Source organism: Pseudomonas gingeri (genome assembly GCF_013386165.1).
Lineage (GTDB): Bacteria > Pseudomonadota > Gammaproteobacteria > Pseudomonadales > Pseudomonadaceae > Aquipseudomonas > Aquipseudomonas gingeri_C.
In genome coordinates this window covers 256,534-270,750 of record NZ_JACAOS010000016.1, presented here as the reverse complement: position 1 = coordinate 270,750, position 14,217 = coordinate 256,534, and the positions used below count along the sequence as shown (strand labels likewise).

10 protein-coding genes are annotated in these 14,217 nt (G+C 62.1%); 8 read left to right on the top strand and 2 right to left on the bottom strand.

Features of this window, described 5'->3' with window-relative positions; genetic code table 11:
• The first annotated feature begins 2 nt into the window (after positions 1-2).
• Positions 3-1,856 (top strand): Lnb N-terminal periplasmic domain-containing protein, encoded by a 1,854-nt coding sequence (locus tag HX866_RS17565; protein ID WP_177096003.1) that lies wholly within the window; start codon positions 3-5, stop codon positions 1,854-1,856.
• Between the two features lie 126 nt (positions 1,857-1,982).
• Here the strand turns inward: HX866_RS17565 and HX866_RS17560 are convergent, their stop codons facing one another.
• Positions 1,983-2,333 (bottom strand): hypothetical protein, encoded by a 351-nt coding sequence (locus HX866_RS17560; RefSeq protein ID WP_177096001.1) that lies wholly within the window; start codon positions 2,331-2,333, stop codon positions 1,983-1,985.
• Between the two features lie 280 nt (positions 2,334-2,613).
• Here HX866_RS17560 and HX866_RS17555 point away from each other — a divergent pair, with 280 nt between their 5' ends.
• Positions 2,614-3,108: a GreA/GreB family elongation factor gene (locus tag HX866_RS17555; RefSeq protein ID WP_177140162.1), complete on the top strand. Its 495-nt coding sequence runs from the start codon at positions 2,614-2,616 to the stop codon at positions 3,106-3,108.
• Positions 3,109-3,172: 64 nt separating this feature from the next.
• Here HX866_RS17555 and ettA read toward each other — a convergent pair whose 3' ends face one another.
• Complete coding sequence (gene ettA, locus HX866_RS17550) at positions 3,173-4,837, bottom strand: energy-dependent translational throttle protein EttA (RefSeq protein WP_177103427.1); 1,665 nt, start codon at positions 4,835-4,837, stop codon at positions 3,173-3,175.
• Positions 4,838-5,131: 294 nt separating this feature from the next.
• On the opposite strand from ettA, the gene HX866_RS17545 reads away from it, so the two are divergent.
• From HX866_RS17545 to HX866_RS17520, 6 genes are all read left to right on the top strand, one after another.
• The gene (locus tag HX866_RS17545) at positions 5,132-8,983 is read left to right on the top strand and encodes a sensor domain-containing protein (protein ID WP_177103425.1); all 3,852 of its coding nucleotides are present in this window, start codon (positions 5,132-5,134) and stop codon (positions 8,981-8,983) included.
• A gap of 170 nt (positions 8,984-9,153) precedes the next feature.
• On the top strand, positions 9,154-10,407 hold the full coding sequence (gene glyA / locus HX866_RS17540) for a serine hydroxymethyltransferase (RefSeq protein WP_177103423.1): 1,254 nt from the start codon (positions 9,154-9,156) through the stop codon (positions 10,405-10,407).
• Between the two features lie 246 nt (positions 10,408-10,653).
• Complete coding sequence (locus tag HX866_RS17535) at positions 10,654-10,893, top strand: hypothetical protein (RefSeq protein ID WP_177095992.1); 240 nt, start codon at positions 10,654-10,656, stop codon at positions 10,891-10,893.
• 405 nt (positions 10,894-11,298) lie between these two features.
• A complete protein-coding gene (locus HX866_RS17530) occupies positions 11,299-12,612 on the top strand; it encodes a C4-dicarboxylate transporter DctA (protein WP_177103421.1) in 1,314 nt (437 codons plus the stop codon).
• 96 nt (positions 12,613-12,708) lie between these two features.
• The gene (locus HX866_RS17525) at positions 12,709-13,422 is read left to right on the top strand and encodes a FadR/GntR family transcriptional regulator (protein ID WP_121134918.1); all 714 of its coding nucleotides are present in this window, start codon (positions 12,709-12,711) and stop codon (positions 13,420-13,422) included.
• A 25-nt stretch (positions 13,423-13,447) separates the two neighbouring features.
• Positions 13,448-14,113: a GntR family transcriptional regulator gene (locus HX866_RS17520; protein ID WP_177125109.1), complete on the top strand. Its 666-nt coding sequence runs from the start codon at positions 13,448-13,450 to the stop codon at positions 14,111-14,113.
• Positions 14,114-14,217 lie beyond the last annotated feature (104 nt).

The following is a 14,217-nucleotide window of genomic DNA, read 5'->3' as shown; positions in this document are numbered from 1 at the left end:
CCATGCTCAAACGCCTTGCCTACCTGGCGCTCTGTGCCTGCGCCCCGCTGTACGCCGCACCGCACCTCGACACCCAGCGTTTGCAGCAGTTGGCCCAGGATCCGTTCTGGATTTCCCTCGGCCATTACGAATCGGCCAAGCTCGGCGGCTGGCGCAGTTTTGTCAGCGACAAAAAGTATTTCCTCGCCGCCGACGGCGCTCATCATCCTGACGCGGAACTGCAGGCCACCCTCGATGCCCTCTACGCCCCGGCCAGCCTCGGCAACCAGCACGCCCAGTGCGTCTACCCGGCCCGCACGCGCTGGCTCAAGGCGCAGCTGCAACTGACAGACCTGCCCGCCCCCGATTGCACGGAGTTCAAGCAGTGGTTCAAGGACGTCGCGCCCAACAGCACGGTGATGATCTTCCCGGCGGCCTACCTGAACAGCCCCTCGTCGATGTTCGGCCACACCTTGCTGCGCATCGACCAGGCCGACGCGCAGCGCGACCAGACCGCCCTGCTCAGTTACGCGATCAACTTCGGCGCCTATATCGAAGGTTCCGACAACAGCATCCTCTATGCCTGGAAAGGCCTGGCGGGCGGCTACCCGGGGTTGTTCGCCCTGGTGCCCTACCAGCAGAAGCTGGCCGAATACCGCAGCCTGGAAAACCGCGACCTGTGGGAATACCGGCTGAACCTGACACCGGAAGAAACCCAGCGCATGGTTGAGCACGTCTGGGAGTTGAAGCAGATCCAGTTCGACTACTTTTTCTTCGATGAAAACTGCTCCTACCGCCTGCTGGAGCTGTTGCAGGTGGCACGTCCAAGCCTGCGCCTGACCGAACAATTTCCGCTGACCGCCATTCCCACCGACACCGTCAAGGCCGTCAAGGACGCCGGGCTGGTGGAAAAAATCGACTACCGGCCGTCCCGCGAGCGCGAACTGCTGGAGCGGGCCAAACCGCTGAATCCCGAGGAACAGAAATGGGTGCTGAAAGTCAGTACCGATGCACAGCAGTTGCAATCGACGGGTTTCAAACAACTGGCCAAGGATCGCCAGGCGCTGGTCATCGACGCCGCCTATCGGCTCGAGCGTTACCGGGCCAATGGCCAGGAGCGTGATCCGGTGCAAGCCCAGCGCAGCTTCGAACTGCTGCGGGCGATCAACCAGAACCCGCCGCCGGACCTTCAGGTCGAACGTCCGGGCCTGCCGGAAAACGGCCATGAATCGCGCACCTGGCAAGCAGGGATCGGTACCCGAGGCAGCCGGACATTTGGCGAGTACGGCTTACGCATGGCCTATCACGACCTCAACGACAACGCCGAGGGTTTTCCCCTGGGCGCGCAGATCGAAATCCTGCAAATGAAACTGCGCCAGTACGAAGGTAATCACTGGCAGTTGCAGCAACTGGACCTGGCGACCATCCGCTCGCTGACACCGCGTAATGCCCTGTTGCAGCCGTGGTCGTGGCAAGTCAGCGGCGGCCTGGAGCGAGTGCCGGGCCGGCACGACGACCAGACCCTGGTCAGCCATATCAACGGCGGCGCGGGCGGCACCTGGCAACTGGGCGACGACATGCTGGGGTTTGCCCTGGGCACGCTGCGGGTCGAGCACAATGCCGACTTCGCGGCGGTTGTCTCGCCGGCGGCGGGGTTCGACACCGGTCTGTTGTGGAAAAACCCGCTGGGCAACCTGAGCCTGGAGGCCAAGGGCGATTACTTCACCAACGGTGAGGTACGCCGCAGCCTGAGCCTCAACCAGCAATGGGAACTGTCGCGCAACCTGGGCCTGCGCTTGAGCGCGCAACGCGAATTCAGCAAGCTGGCAACGCCGGAAAATGAGGTGATGCTGGAAGTGAAGTGGTACCACTATTGAGCCACCGCCCCCTGTAGGAGCGAGCTTGCTCGCGATGAGGCCCCTGAGCCTTGCGCTGCCCTTGCGGATGCCATCGCGAGCAAGCTCGCTCCTACAGGGGACCGTGTTGCAAGGCGGTCATCGGTGCTATTCGCACTTCGCGTTCGGCCACGCGGCTTCGCGCTTCAGCAACTCGCCCTGCAAACGCAGGCAACGCTCGTGGTCACGCCTGGCCATATTGTCGATCGTGATATTCCCCACGCTTTCCGGCGGTACCTGTTCGCTGAAGCGCAGGCTGACCAGAGGCGCCTCGGGCTTGAGCTGAAACAGGCTGGGAGGCGTTTGCTCCGCCTTGGGTGCGTCCGCCGCCGCTGGCAACTGCTCAGGCGTCACCCCATAACGACCCAACAGGGAGCTCTCAGGCAATGGCTCACCCACGGCGATACAGGCGGACAAGGTCAAGCCGACACCCACGCCATGGGTTTTGAAACAACTCATACACAACACTCGCTTTTTTGACTGCAATTGCCCCCACGCGCTTGCATGGGGCTGAAACACGCGGCGCAGAGCGCTCGGCGTCGCATTACCCTACAACGAAAAGAACGAAACGCCGCCGAAAAATTTACCACCCGGTCTCATAAACCACTCATCACCACACAATCCTCGCGCCTTGAACCATCGGTAGCGCGCAAGCCCCACCACCACAGGTCGCTTACGGATATACCGGGCAGCCCAAACCCTGCGAGCATGGCCGGATACCCATGCACGGGAGACAAGCATGAGCCGCGCCTTCGTCAATGAGGACAACGCCGCCGCCCAGGCCGAGCAGCCGGTGGAGCGCCAGGTCAGTACCCAGCCCAACTACGTCACCCCACAGGGGCTGGCGCAATTGCACGGCCGTGTCGCGGCGCTGCAAGCCGAATACAGCCAGCAAAGCGCCTTGGGTGACGCCGCCGACAAACAACGCCAGGCCGATATCGAGCGTGACCTGCGTTACTTCAATCAACGCCTCTCCAGCGCCCAGCTCGCCGCTCCGGCGACATCCACCGAGGTGGTGCAGATCGGCAGTCGCGTGGTCTTCGCCAACGAACAGGATGAAGAGCAGCAGGTGCAGCTGGTCGGCGAGGACGAGGCGGATGCCGCCCAGGGTCTGGTCAATTGGGGCTCGCCCCTGGGCCGGGCATTGCTGGGTGCACGCCTGGGCGATGAAGTGCTGTGGAAACGACCGGCGGGGGATCAAGTGATCGAGATCGTGCGTATAAAACCGGCCTAGCGCGACCTACCGGGCTCAAAAAAAACGGAGCCCTCGGGGCTCCGTTTTTCAACCACCGACCCGATCAGGCCAGTTTCTTGTGCCGTACACGGTGCGGCTGGGCCGCGGCATCGCCGAGGCGCTTCTTGCGATCAGCTTCGTACTCGGTGTAGTTGCCTTCGAAGAACACCGCTTGCGAATCGTCTTCATAGGCCAGGATGTGCGTAGCCACCCGGTCCAGGAACCACCGATCGTGGGAGATCACAATGGCAGCGCCCGGGAAGTCCAGCAGGGCTTCTTCCAGGGAACGCAGGGTTTCGACGTCGAGGTCGTTGGACGGTTCGTCGAGCAGCAGGACGTTGCCGCCCTCTTTCAAGGTCAATGCCAGGTGCAGGCGACCGCGCTCACCACCGGACAGGTCCTTGACGAACTTCTGCTGGTCGCCACCCTTGAAGTTGAAGCGACCGACATAAGTACGCGACGGAATCTCGTAGTTGCCGATACGGATCTGGTCGGAACCGTCGGAAATCTGCTGGAACACCGTCTTGCTGCCGTCGAGGTCGTCGCGGCTCTGATCCACGCAAGCCAGTTGCACGGTTTCACCGACTTCGATGCTGCCGGAGTCCGGGGTTTCCTTGCCCATCAACATGCGGAACAGGGTCGACTTACCGGCACCGTTACCACCGATCACGCCGACAATCGCACCCTTGGGCATGCTGAACGACAGGTTGTCGATCAACACGCGGTCGCCGTAGCCCTTGCTGACGTTCTTGAATTCGATGACCTTGTCGCCCAGACGTGGACCGGCCGGGATGTAGATCTCGTTGGTCTCGCTGCGCTTCTGGAATTCCTGCGACTGCATTTCTTCGAAGCGTTGCAGACGGGCCTTGGATTTCGACTGACGAGCCTTGGCGCCTTTGCGCACCCACTCCAGCTCTTCCTTCATGGCCTTTTCATGGGCCGACTGCTGCTTGGATTCAGCGGCCAGACGATCGGACTTGGCTTCCAGCCAGCCCGAGTAGTTGCCTTCGTACGGGATACCGGCACCGCGGTCGAGTTCGAGAATCCAGCCGGCGACGTTGTCCAGGAAGTAACGGTCGTGCGTGATCGCAACCACGGTACCCGGGAAGTCGTGCAGGAAATGCTCCAGCCAGGCGACAGAATCGGCGTCCAGGTGGTTGGTCGGTTCGTCGAGCAGGAGCATATCCGGAGCCGACAGCAGCAGGCGGCACAGAGCCACACGGCGCTTTTCACCACCGGACAGGTGTTCGACCTTGGCGTCCCAGGCCGGCAGGCGCAGCGCATCGGCGGCGACTTCCAACTGGCGTTCCAGGTTGTGGCCATCGCTGGCCTGCAGGATCGCTTCGAGCTTGGCCTGTTCGGCCGCCAGCTTGTCGAAATCGGCGTCAGGATCGGCGTAGGCGGCGTAGACTTCGTCCAGGCGCGCCTGGGCGTTCTTGATCACGCTGACGGCTTCCTCGACCACTTCACGCACGGTCTTGCTCGGATCGAGTTGCGGTTCCTGGGGCAGGTAGCCGATATTCAACTCGGGCATCGGCCGGGCTTCACCGTCAAACTCGGTGTCGACACCCGCCATGATTTTCAGCAGAGTGGATTTACCCGAACCGTTCAGACCGAGCACGCCGATCTTGGCGCCCGGGAAAAACGACAGGGAGATATTTTTCAGGATTTCCCGCTTCGGCGGAACAACTTTGCTCAGCCGATGCATGGTGAAGACGTATTGAGCCATGGAGAACCTAGCGTCAGTGACGGATGAATAAAGGCGCGAGCGGTACCCGCAGTGAACAGGCCCCGTGTGCCAGCCAAGAGTTCAATCCATGGCCGCACCGGTCGATACCCTTTAGTAGGGAGCGTGAATTGCTGGCGCGTAACCGGTAAAACTACCTGAATGCGGCAGACAGGGCAAACCGCTCGGTCGAACAGGACTGGCACTTTGCCACAACTCAAGGCATGCTAGCCGCCCTTCGGGCGTCCGGCTTATAGTGCATGTCGCGCCAATCCAGCCCAACCGCAGGATCACAGTTTGACCAAAGCCAATCCGCCATCGCCCGCGCGCGCAGCCAATCCCGTATCGGCTCCACCCCTGCGCGGGACACTCAAAGGCATACTGGCCACGCTGGTCCTGTTCCTGCTCGTCCTGCTGTTTTGGCAACTGATCGATCAGTTCCAGCAAACCCGCCAGTTGCAGCGCCAGAACAGTATCGACTCGAGCGCCGACATGGCCGAGCGCGTCAGCCTGAACATGGCGCTCAATGCGCAGATCGCCCTCAATTTACTACCGATCTTCGACAAACCCAACAACCGTGAAGAGCTGCTGGCCCTGGTCAACCGGGTACGCGTGTCGATGCCGGACCTGCAAAGCATCGCCCTGCTCGACGACAAGGGTGTCCTGATCAGCGACAGCGCCACCGACAGCCATGACGCCGCCTTCCTCGCCGAACAGGTCAAGCACAGCAACCGCAAACAGGCCTACTACTTCACCAATGACGATCACGGCTCGGCCGTTCACCTGCTGTTGCAGCAGGCCAGCGGCGAGAGCAATGGCTATTGGGTCCTGCGCCTGTCGCCTCGGCTGTTCCAGGACCTCACCCGCCAGGGCAACCAGGAGCCGGGGGCCAGCTGGCTGATCGAGAACCGCAACAATCACCTGGTGATCAGTCGTGACGATGACATCGCCCCCAAGCCCACGCCGCTGAATGCCGACGAAGAAGCCAACAGCGTGCTGGTGGCACCGCTGTCCAACAGCGACTGGCAACTGCGCGGCCTGTTCGATCCGCGCAAGGTGATCGAAGACCTGCTCCCGGCCCTGATCGGCAAGTGCCTGCTGGGACTGGGGTTGTCGCTGCTGCCGGTGCTGGCGCTGATCAACATGCGGCGGCGCCAGTTGCAGGTCAATGAAGGACGCCGGCGTTACCAGGATATTTTCGAGGGCACTGGCGTGGCGCTGTGCGTCCTCGACCTGTCCGGGCTGCCGGGTTTCCTCGAACAGCATCGCCTGCTGGACAGCGAGTCGCTCAAGCACTGGATCGCCCATGACCCCGAGCACCGCCGGCTGTTGATGCAGGAGTTGCGGGTCACCGAGGTCAACCTGGTCGCCCTGCGCCTGCTCAATGTCGACTCCCGCGAAAGCGCCTGGAGCTGCCTGATCGACGGTTGCCCGAGCAATGCCGCCGGTATCGGCTACCCGCTGGTCGAAGCGCTGCTCAACCATCAGAGCCAGCTGGAACTGGAGATCAAGCTGAGCGACGGCCAAGGCCAGGACCAGCACCTGTGGCTGGTCATGCGCCTGCCGGAAGATCCCGGCGACTATGCGTCGGTGATCCTCAGCATCACCGATATCACCAGCCGCAAGCTGATCGAACTGTCGTTGCTCGAGCGCGAGGGTTTCTGGTCGGACGTGGTGCGTACCGTGCCGGATCACCTGTATGTGCAGGATGTGATCAGCCAGCGGATGATCTTCAGCAACCACCACCTGGGTCAGACCCTCGGCTACAACAAGACCGAACTGCACCAGATGGGCGAGTACTTCTGGGAAATCCTGCTGCACCCCGAAGACGCCGAGCACTACCACCGCCTGCGCCAGCAGCAGCGCCATGCCGGTTACAGCCAACTGCTCCAGTGCCAACTGCGCTTCCGCCATCGCAACGAGCAGTGGCGGCACTTCGAGATCCGCGAGCAGGCCCTGGCCCGGGACAAGTACGACCAGGTCACACGGATCATCGGCGTGGCCAAGGACGTCACCGACCAGATCGAGGCCAGTGAGTCCCTGCGTGACAGTGAGAAACGCTATCGGATGCTCGCCGAAAGCATCAGCGACGTGATTTTCTCCACCGACGGCCAACTGAGCCTGAACTATGTCAGCCCCTCGGTCCTGGCCGTGCTCGGCTACGAAGTCGACTGGGTGTTCCAGAATGGCTGGCAGTCGACCATTGCCAACCCGCAGCAGCTCAATGGCATCTACCAGTTGATGGAGCGGGTCAGCAAGGCGCTGGACAAACCCGAGGAACTGGCTGAACTGCGCGAGCAGGTCCAGACCCAGATGTTCCTGTTCGACTGTCTGAAGGCCGACGGCCGCAAAATCCCCATCGAGCTACGCCTGGTGCTGGTCTGGGACGAACACGGCGCCTTCGAGGGCATACTCGGTGTCGGTCGCGACATCAGCCAGCAACGCCGCGCGGAAAAAGACCTGCGCATGGCGGCGACGGTTTTCGAGCACTCGACCTCGGCGATCCTGATCACCGACCCGGCCGGCTATATTGTCCAGGCCAACGAAGCGTTCAGCCGGGTCAGCGGCTACGCCGTGGCCGACGTGCTGGACCAGTTGCCGAACCTGCTGACCGTCGACGACCAGCAGGAAGCCCACCTGCGTTACGTACTCAAGCAACTGGAGCAGCACAACACCTGGGAAGGCGAAGTCTGGCTCAAGCGCCGTAACGGCGAGCACTACCCGGCCTGGGTCGGCATCACCGCAGTGCTCGACGATGAAGGCGACCTGGCCAGCTACGTGTGCTTCTTCACCGACATCAGCGAGCGCAAGGCCAGTGAACAACGGATTCACCGCCTGGCCTACTACGACGCCCTGACCCACCTGCCCAACCGCACCCTGTTCCAGGACCGCCTGCACACGGCGCTGCAACAGGCCGAGCGGCAGAAGTCCTGGGTGGTGCTGATGTTCCTCGACCTGGACCGCTTCAAGCCGATCAACGACTCCCTGGGCCACGCCGCCGGCGACCGCATGCTCAAGGAAATGGCCACTCGCCTGCTGGCCTGCGTGGCCGACGACGACACCGTGGCGCGCATGGGCGGCGACGAGTTCACCCTCTTGCTGCAACCGCGGGTCACCCGGGAAATGGCCCTGAACCGGGCCATCAACGTGGCCGAGCAGATTCTCACCAGCCTGGTGACACCGTTCGTGCTCGAAGGCCGCGAGTTCTTCGTCACCGCCAGTATCGGCATCGCCCTGAGCCCGCAGGATGGCAGCGAGCTCAGCCAGCTGATGAAAAACGCCGACACCGCGATGTACCACGCCAAGGAACGCGGCAAGAACAACTTCCAGTTCTACCAGGCCGACATGAACGCCAGCGCCCTGGAACGACTGGAGCTGGAGAGCGATCTGCGCCATGCCCTGGAGCAGAACGAATTCGTGCTCTATTACCAACCGCAGTTCAGCGGCGACGGCAAGCGCCTGACCGGTGCCGAAGCCCTGCTACGCTGGCGCCATCCACGGCGCGGGCTGGTGCCGCCGGGGGATTTCATTCCGGTACTCGAAGAGCTCGGGCTGGTGGTGGATGTCGGTGACTGGGTACTGGCCGAAGCCTGCCGTCAGCTCAAGGCCTGGCATCTGGCCAAGGTGCGCGTGCCGAAGGTCTCGGTGAACATTTCGGCGCGGCAGTTTTCCGACGGCCAGCTGGGCACGCGGATCGCCACCATTCTCAGGGAGACCGGTGTGTCGCCGGCCTGCCTGGAGCTGGAGCTGACCGAAAGTATCCTGATGCGTGAAGTCAGCGAAGCCATGCTGATCCTCGCCGGCCTCAAGAACCTGGGGCTGAGCATCGCCGTGGACGACTTCGGCACCGGCTACTCCTCGCTGAACTACCTCAAGCAGTTCCCCATCGACGTGCTGAAGATCGACCGTACCTTCGTCGATGGCCTGCCGTCCGGCGAACAGGACGCGCAGATCGCCCGGGCGATCATCGCCATGGCCCACAGCCTGAACCTGGCGGTGATCGCCGAAGGCGTCGAAACCCACGAGCAGCTCGACTTCCTGCGCGAGCACGGTTGCGACGAAGTGCAGGGTTACCTGTTCGGCCGACCGATGGCGCCCAATCGTTTTGAAGCGCAGTTCAGCAATGACGCGCTGTTCATGTTTGATTGAAGCAGCTGCGAGCTGCAAGCCACAAGCTGCGAGCCGTACGCGCTCTGCTTGCGGCTTGTCGCTGGCAGCTTGAAGCTTTCTTGCCTGCGACATGATGCCCTTTCATATGCCAGATAAAACCCATTGGGTTAGAATGCTTTCCTTTTCTGCCCCGATCCTTGAGGACCGCCATGTTCAGCCGTGATTTGACTATTGCCAAGTACGACGCCGATCTCTTTGCCGCCATGGAGCAAGAAGCTCAGCGCCAAGAAGAGCACATCGAGCTGATCGCCTCGGAAAACTACACCAGCCCCGCGGTGATGGAAGCCCAGGGCTCGGTCCTGACCAACAAATACGCCGAAGGTTACCCGGGCAAGCGTTACTACGGCGGCTGCGAATACGTCGACGTGGTTGAACAGCTGGCCATCGACCGTGCCAAGGAACTGTTCGGCGCCGATTACGCCAACGTCCAGCCGCACGCCGGCTCCCAGGCCAACAGCGCCGTTTACCTGGCCCTGCTGTCGGCGGGCGACACCATCCTGGGCATGAGCCTGGCCCACGGCGGTCACCTGACCCACGGCGCCAGCGTCTCCTCCTCCGGCAAGCTGTACAACGCCGTGCAGTACGGCATCGACGCCAACGGCCTGATCGACTACGACGAAGTCGAGCGCCTGGCGGTCGAGCACAAGCCGAAAATGATCGTGGCCGGTTTCTCTGCCTACTCGCAGATCCTCGACTTCCCACGTTTCCGCGAAATCGCTGACAAAGTCGGTGCCTACCTGTTCGTTGACATGGCTCACGTGGCCGGTCTGGTCGCCGCTGGCGTCTACCCGAACCCGGTGCCGTTCGCCGACGTGGTCACCACCACCACCCACAAGACCCTGCGCGGTCCACGTGGCGGCCTGATCCTCGCTCGCGCCAACGCCGAGATCGAGAAGAAGCTGAACTCCGCCGTTTTCCCGGGCGCCCAGGGCGGCCCACTGGAACACGTGATCGCGGCCAAGGCGATCTGCTTCAAGGAAGCGCTGCAACCTGAGTTCAAGGCCTACCAGGAACAAGTGGTGAAGAACGCCCAGGCCATGGCCGAAGTGTTCATCGAGCGCGGTTTCGACGTGGTTTCCGGCGGTACCAAGAACCACCTGTTCCTGCTCTCGCTGATCAAGCAGGACATCTCCGGCAAAGACGCTGACGCGGCGCTGGGCAAGGCGTTCATCACCGTGAACAAGAACTCGGTGCCGAACGACCCACGCTCCCCGTTCGTGACCTCCGGTCTGCGTTTCGGTACCCCGGCTGTCACCACCCGTGGCTTCAAGGAAACCGAATGCCGCGAACTGGCCGGCTGGATCTGCGACATCCTGGCTGACCTGAACAACGAAGCGGTGATCGACGCCGTTCGCGAGAAGGTCAAGGCCATCTGCAAGAAGCTGCCGGTTTACGGCGCCTGATAGCCGTTCGCTGAAAGCACCCACCTGGCCGAAGCCAATACGCTGAGGCCGGTGTGCTGAAACCAATGCCCCGACTTGTCGGGGCATTGGTGTTTTTGCAGGATGAAAAAGCAACGTCTTTACCGCGGCCCATCCGCTTTCACACACAAAGGCAGAAACGTCTTTCCGTCAGCAGCGGCTTTCGCCAATGTTGCTCTCGATGGACCCACAACATACTGAAATCTCATTCAAAACGAGATTTCAACCATGATCAAAGCCATTATCCGAGGCGCAACACTGGCCGTGTTCGGTATCCTGTCCAACACCGCCGTACACGCAGATACCACCCCGGATAACGAGTACAACTGCTTTGCCCTCACGCCCTCGCCCCAGGCGCCACAAGGCGTTGAAGTCACCTACGAAAAAATGCTCGCGGCCAGCGCCCAGGGCGCCGAAGTGAAAATGGCCCGCAAATATCTGCACGCTGAGACGATTCGCTGCTTCTAGCCCTCTGCGTTGTCGTCAACCGACGTCAGTTACTGTCCCCCAAGAGCCCGGTCAGAAAAAACCGGGCTTTTTTTCGCCTGGAGAAAATTCGTCTCCAGTTGCCCTCCCCGTAGCAAAGCAATCTCTCTTGCGGCGGAACACCATTTTGTGGGAGCCGGCTTGCCGGCGATGGCGGCCTTGAGGCTTGCGTCGCCCTTGCGGACCTCATCGCTGGCAAGCCAGCTCCTACAGAACCGGCACCACCGGTCAGACCGGTCTAACCAATTTTGCGAAAACCACTTGTGATCCCGAAAAAACCGGGCGTAGACTGACCTCGCACTGGACATACCGGTAAGACCACAACAATTAAGTTCCGACGCTGCGGCCACAGGCACAGATCACGGAACACCGACCAGGATCCTCCCCATGCTCAGATGGTGCTCGCGTTCGATTTTCCTTCAAGTTGTCCTTGGACTGGTGCTCGGCATCATCTGCGGACTCGCCCTTCCCGAATTTTCCGTCCAACTCAAACCCCTCGGCGACGGCTTTATCAAGCTGATCAAGATGCTTATCGGGCTGATCGTCTTCTGCGTGGTGGTCAGCGGCATCTCCGGTGCCGGTGACCTGAAGAAGGTCGGACGGATCGGCCTCAAATCGGTGATCTACTTCGAAGTCCTGACCACTATCGCCCTGTTGATCGGGCTGATCCTGGCCTTTTCCACCGGCATCGGCAGCGGCGCCAATATTCATCTGGAGCAACTCTCCAAGGTGGCCCTGGGCGACCTCGCCGACCGCGGCCAGCACATGCGCGGCACCACGCAGTTCCTCATGGACCTGATCCCCAACTCGGTGATCGGCGCCTTTGCCGACAACAATATTCTCCAGGTGCTGCTGTTCTCCGTGCTGTTTGGCAGCGCGCTGAACCTGGTGGGTGAGTCGGCGTCGGGCATCTCCCGACTGATCAATGAGCTCAGCCATGTGATCTTCCGCATCATGGGCATGATCGTGCGCCTGGCGCCAATCGGCGTGTTCGGTGCCATCGCCTTCACCACCAGCACCTACGGCCTGGAATCGCTGCGCCAACTGGGCAGCCTGGTGGCCCTGTTCTACGTGACCTGCCTGACCTTCGTGCTGGTGATCCTCGGCCTGGTGATGCGCCTGTCCGGCCTGCGGATCCTGCCCTTCCTCAAGTACCTGCGCGAAGAACTGCTGATCGTGATGGGCACCGCCTCCTCGGATGCCGTGTTGCCGCAGGTGATGCGCAAGCTCGAACACCTGGGGATAGGCAGTTCGACGGTGGGCCTGGTGATCCCGACCGGGTACTCGTTCAACCTCGATGGTTTCTCGATCTACCTGACCCTGGCCATCGTCTTTATCGCCAACGCCACCGGTACACCGCTGGCGTTGACCGACCTGCTGACCATCCTGCTGGTGTCGTTGATCACCTCCAAGGGCGCCCACGGTATTCCCGGCTCGGCCCTGGTGATCCTCGCCGCCACCCTGACGGCCATTCCGGCGATCCCGGTGGTCGGGCTGGTGTTGGTGCTGGCGGTCGACTGGTTCATGGGCATCGGTCGGGCCATGACCAACCTGGTCGGTAACTGCGTGGCGACCGTGGCCATCGCCCGCTGGGAAAAGGACATTGATCTACAACGGGCCCACAAAGTCCTCGAAGGCCAGCAAGGTTATGCCTTTACGCCGAGAAAGCCCGCCCCACCGGCTCATCAGCAGGAATTCTGATGCGCGGCGCCCAGGGACGGGCGCTTGTATCGCCCGAGGCGGCGACACCCTCGCCGGCCCCGGGTCCTGGCCTGACCGTTTTATCTGGAGTGAACCGTGATTACCTCGTCAACCGTCGTCAATTCAGTGGTAGAGAAACTCCGTGCCGCCCTGGCCCGTGGACAGTGGCGCCACGGCGAGATGCTGCCGGGCCAGCGTGAACTGGCCGAACAACTGGGCATCAGCCGCCCAAGCCTGCGCGAAGCCGTGACCGTGCTGGAAACCCTTGGCCTGGTGCGCTCGATGCCGGGCAAAGGGGTGGTGGTGCTCGACGCCGCCCCCAGCGAAACCTCGGCCGCCCACAGCGGCGTGGCCGACGCCAGTCTCGAAGATGTGCTGCAACTGCGCTACACCCTGGAGCCGTTTATCGTCGGGCTGGTGGCGCAGTCCATCAGCAGCAAGGAGGTCGGCCAGTTGCGCCTGACCCTGATGGACATGCGTGAAGCCCTGGAGGCTAACGACAGCGAAGCCGGAATGAACGCCTACATCGCCTTCCATGAAGAGCTGTTCGCCCTGACCTCCAACCCGATTTTCCAGAACGTGGTGCAGCAGACCAGCAACGCCCTCAAGCAGAGCGCCGAGGTCCTGCGCAACTCGCCGGAACATCTGGCCGAACGCCTGCAGGAAAACGAAGCCGTGGTGCGCGCCATCCGCAACAAGAACAGCGCGCTGGCCAGCGCGGAAATGCGCCGGCACATCCTCCAGGAAGGCCGGCGCATGGGCATCGAACTCACCATCCCGGACGACCATCTGGGCAGTACCGAGCAATAACCCACCCGCCAAGGGGAGACCGGATATGAACAGCGTTGCCACACCCTTGCCCTTCGCCCGGCGTACCGGCATGCCGCCACAAGGCCCGGCCTTTTGCGCCGAGACACTCTACGCCCAGGTGTTCGAAGATATTCTCGACCGACAGTTTGCCGAGGGTTTGAGTGAAGAAGCCCTGATCCGTCTCTATGGCGCCGGCCGCAGCCAGGTGCGCCGCGTGATAAGCCGCCTGGCACGGCAACAGCTCATTCTCACCCGCCCCAACCAACGGGCGCGGGTCGCCGAGCCGGATGCCGAACAGATACGCCAGACCCTGCAAGCCCGGCGGCTGGCCGAGATCAGTGTGATCGAACTGGTGTGTGCCAAGGCTGCCGGGCTCACGTTCGCACCGTTGCGCACGCTGGTGACCCGCGAACGCCAGGGCGCCGAAGCGGGCCGGCAGAGCCTGGCAACGAGACTGGCCGGTGAGTTTCATCTGGAGTTGGCCAGAATGGCCGGTAACGCGCCCCTGGCGCACTTTCTCAGCGGCCTGGTGCCACTGAGCGGATTGGCCCTGGCGCAGCATCCGACGCGAATCGAGGATTGGCGAGTACGTGAAGCCATCGTCAATGCCGTGGAGAACGGCGATGCCGGAGCGGCCATCGAGCGATTGACGGAGTATCTGGATCGGCTTGCGCTATTGCAGTGTGCCTGAGTTCGCCCTAGGGCCCCTTGTAGGAGTGAGCTTGCTCGCGAAAAATCGCTAACGATAACGCGATCATTGTTGAATGGCCGCCGCTATAGCGACGGATCGCGAGC

Coding starts and splice junctions, on each gene's coding strand:
- HX866_RS17555 (WP_177140162.1), top strand. CDS start 2,614: ATGAGCCGCGCCTTCGTCAATGAGGACAACGCCGCCGCCCAGGCCGAG.
- HX866_RS17530 (WP_177103421.1), top strand. CDS start 11,299: ATGCTCAGATGGTGCTCGCGTTCGATTTTCCTTCAAGTTGTCCTTGGA.
- HX866_RS17565 (WP_177096003.1), top strand. CDS start 3: ATGCTCAAACGCCTTGCCTACCTGGCGCTCTGTGCCTGCGCCCCGCTG.
- HX866_RS17560 (WP_177096001.1), bottom strand. CDS start 2,333: ATGAGTTGTTTCAAAACCCATGGCGTGGGTGTCGGCTTGACCTTGTCC.
- HX866_RS17520 (WP_177125109.1), top strand. CDS start 13,448: ATGAACAGCGTTGCCACACCCTTGCCCTTCGCCCGGCGTACCGGCATG.
- glyA (WP_177103423.1), top strand. CDS start 9,154: ATGTTCAGCCGTGATTTGACTATTGCCAAGTACGACGCCGATCTCTTT.
- ettA (WP_177103427.1), bottom strand. CDS start 4,837: ATGGCTCAATACGTCTTCACCATGCATCGGCTGAGCAAAGTTGTTCCG.
- HX866_RS17535 (WP_177095992.1), top strand. CDS start 10,654: ATGATCAAAGCCATTATCCGAGGCGCAACACTGGCCGTGTTCGGTATC.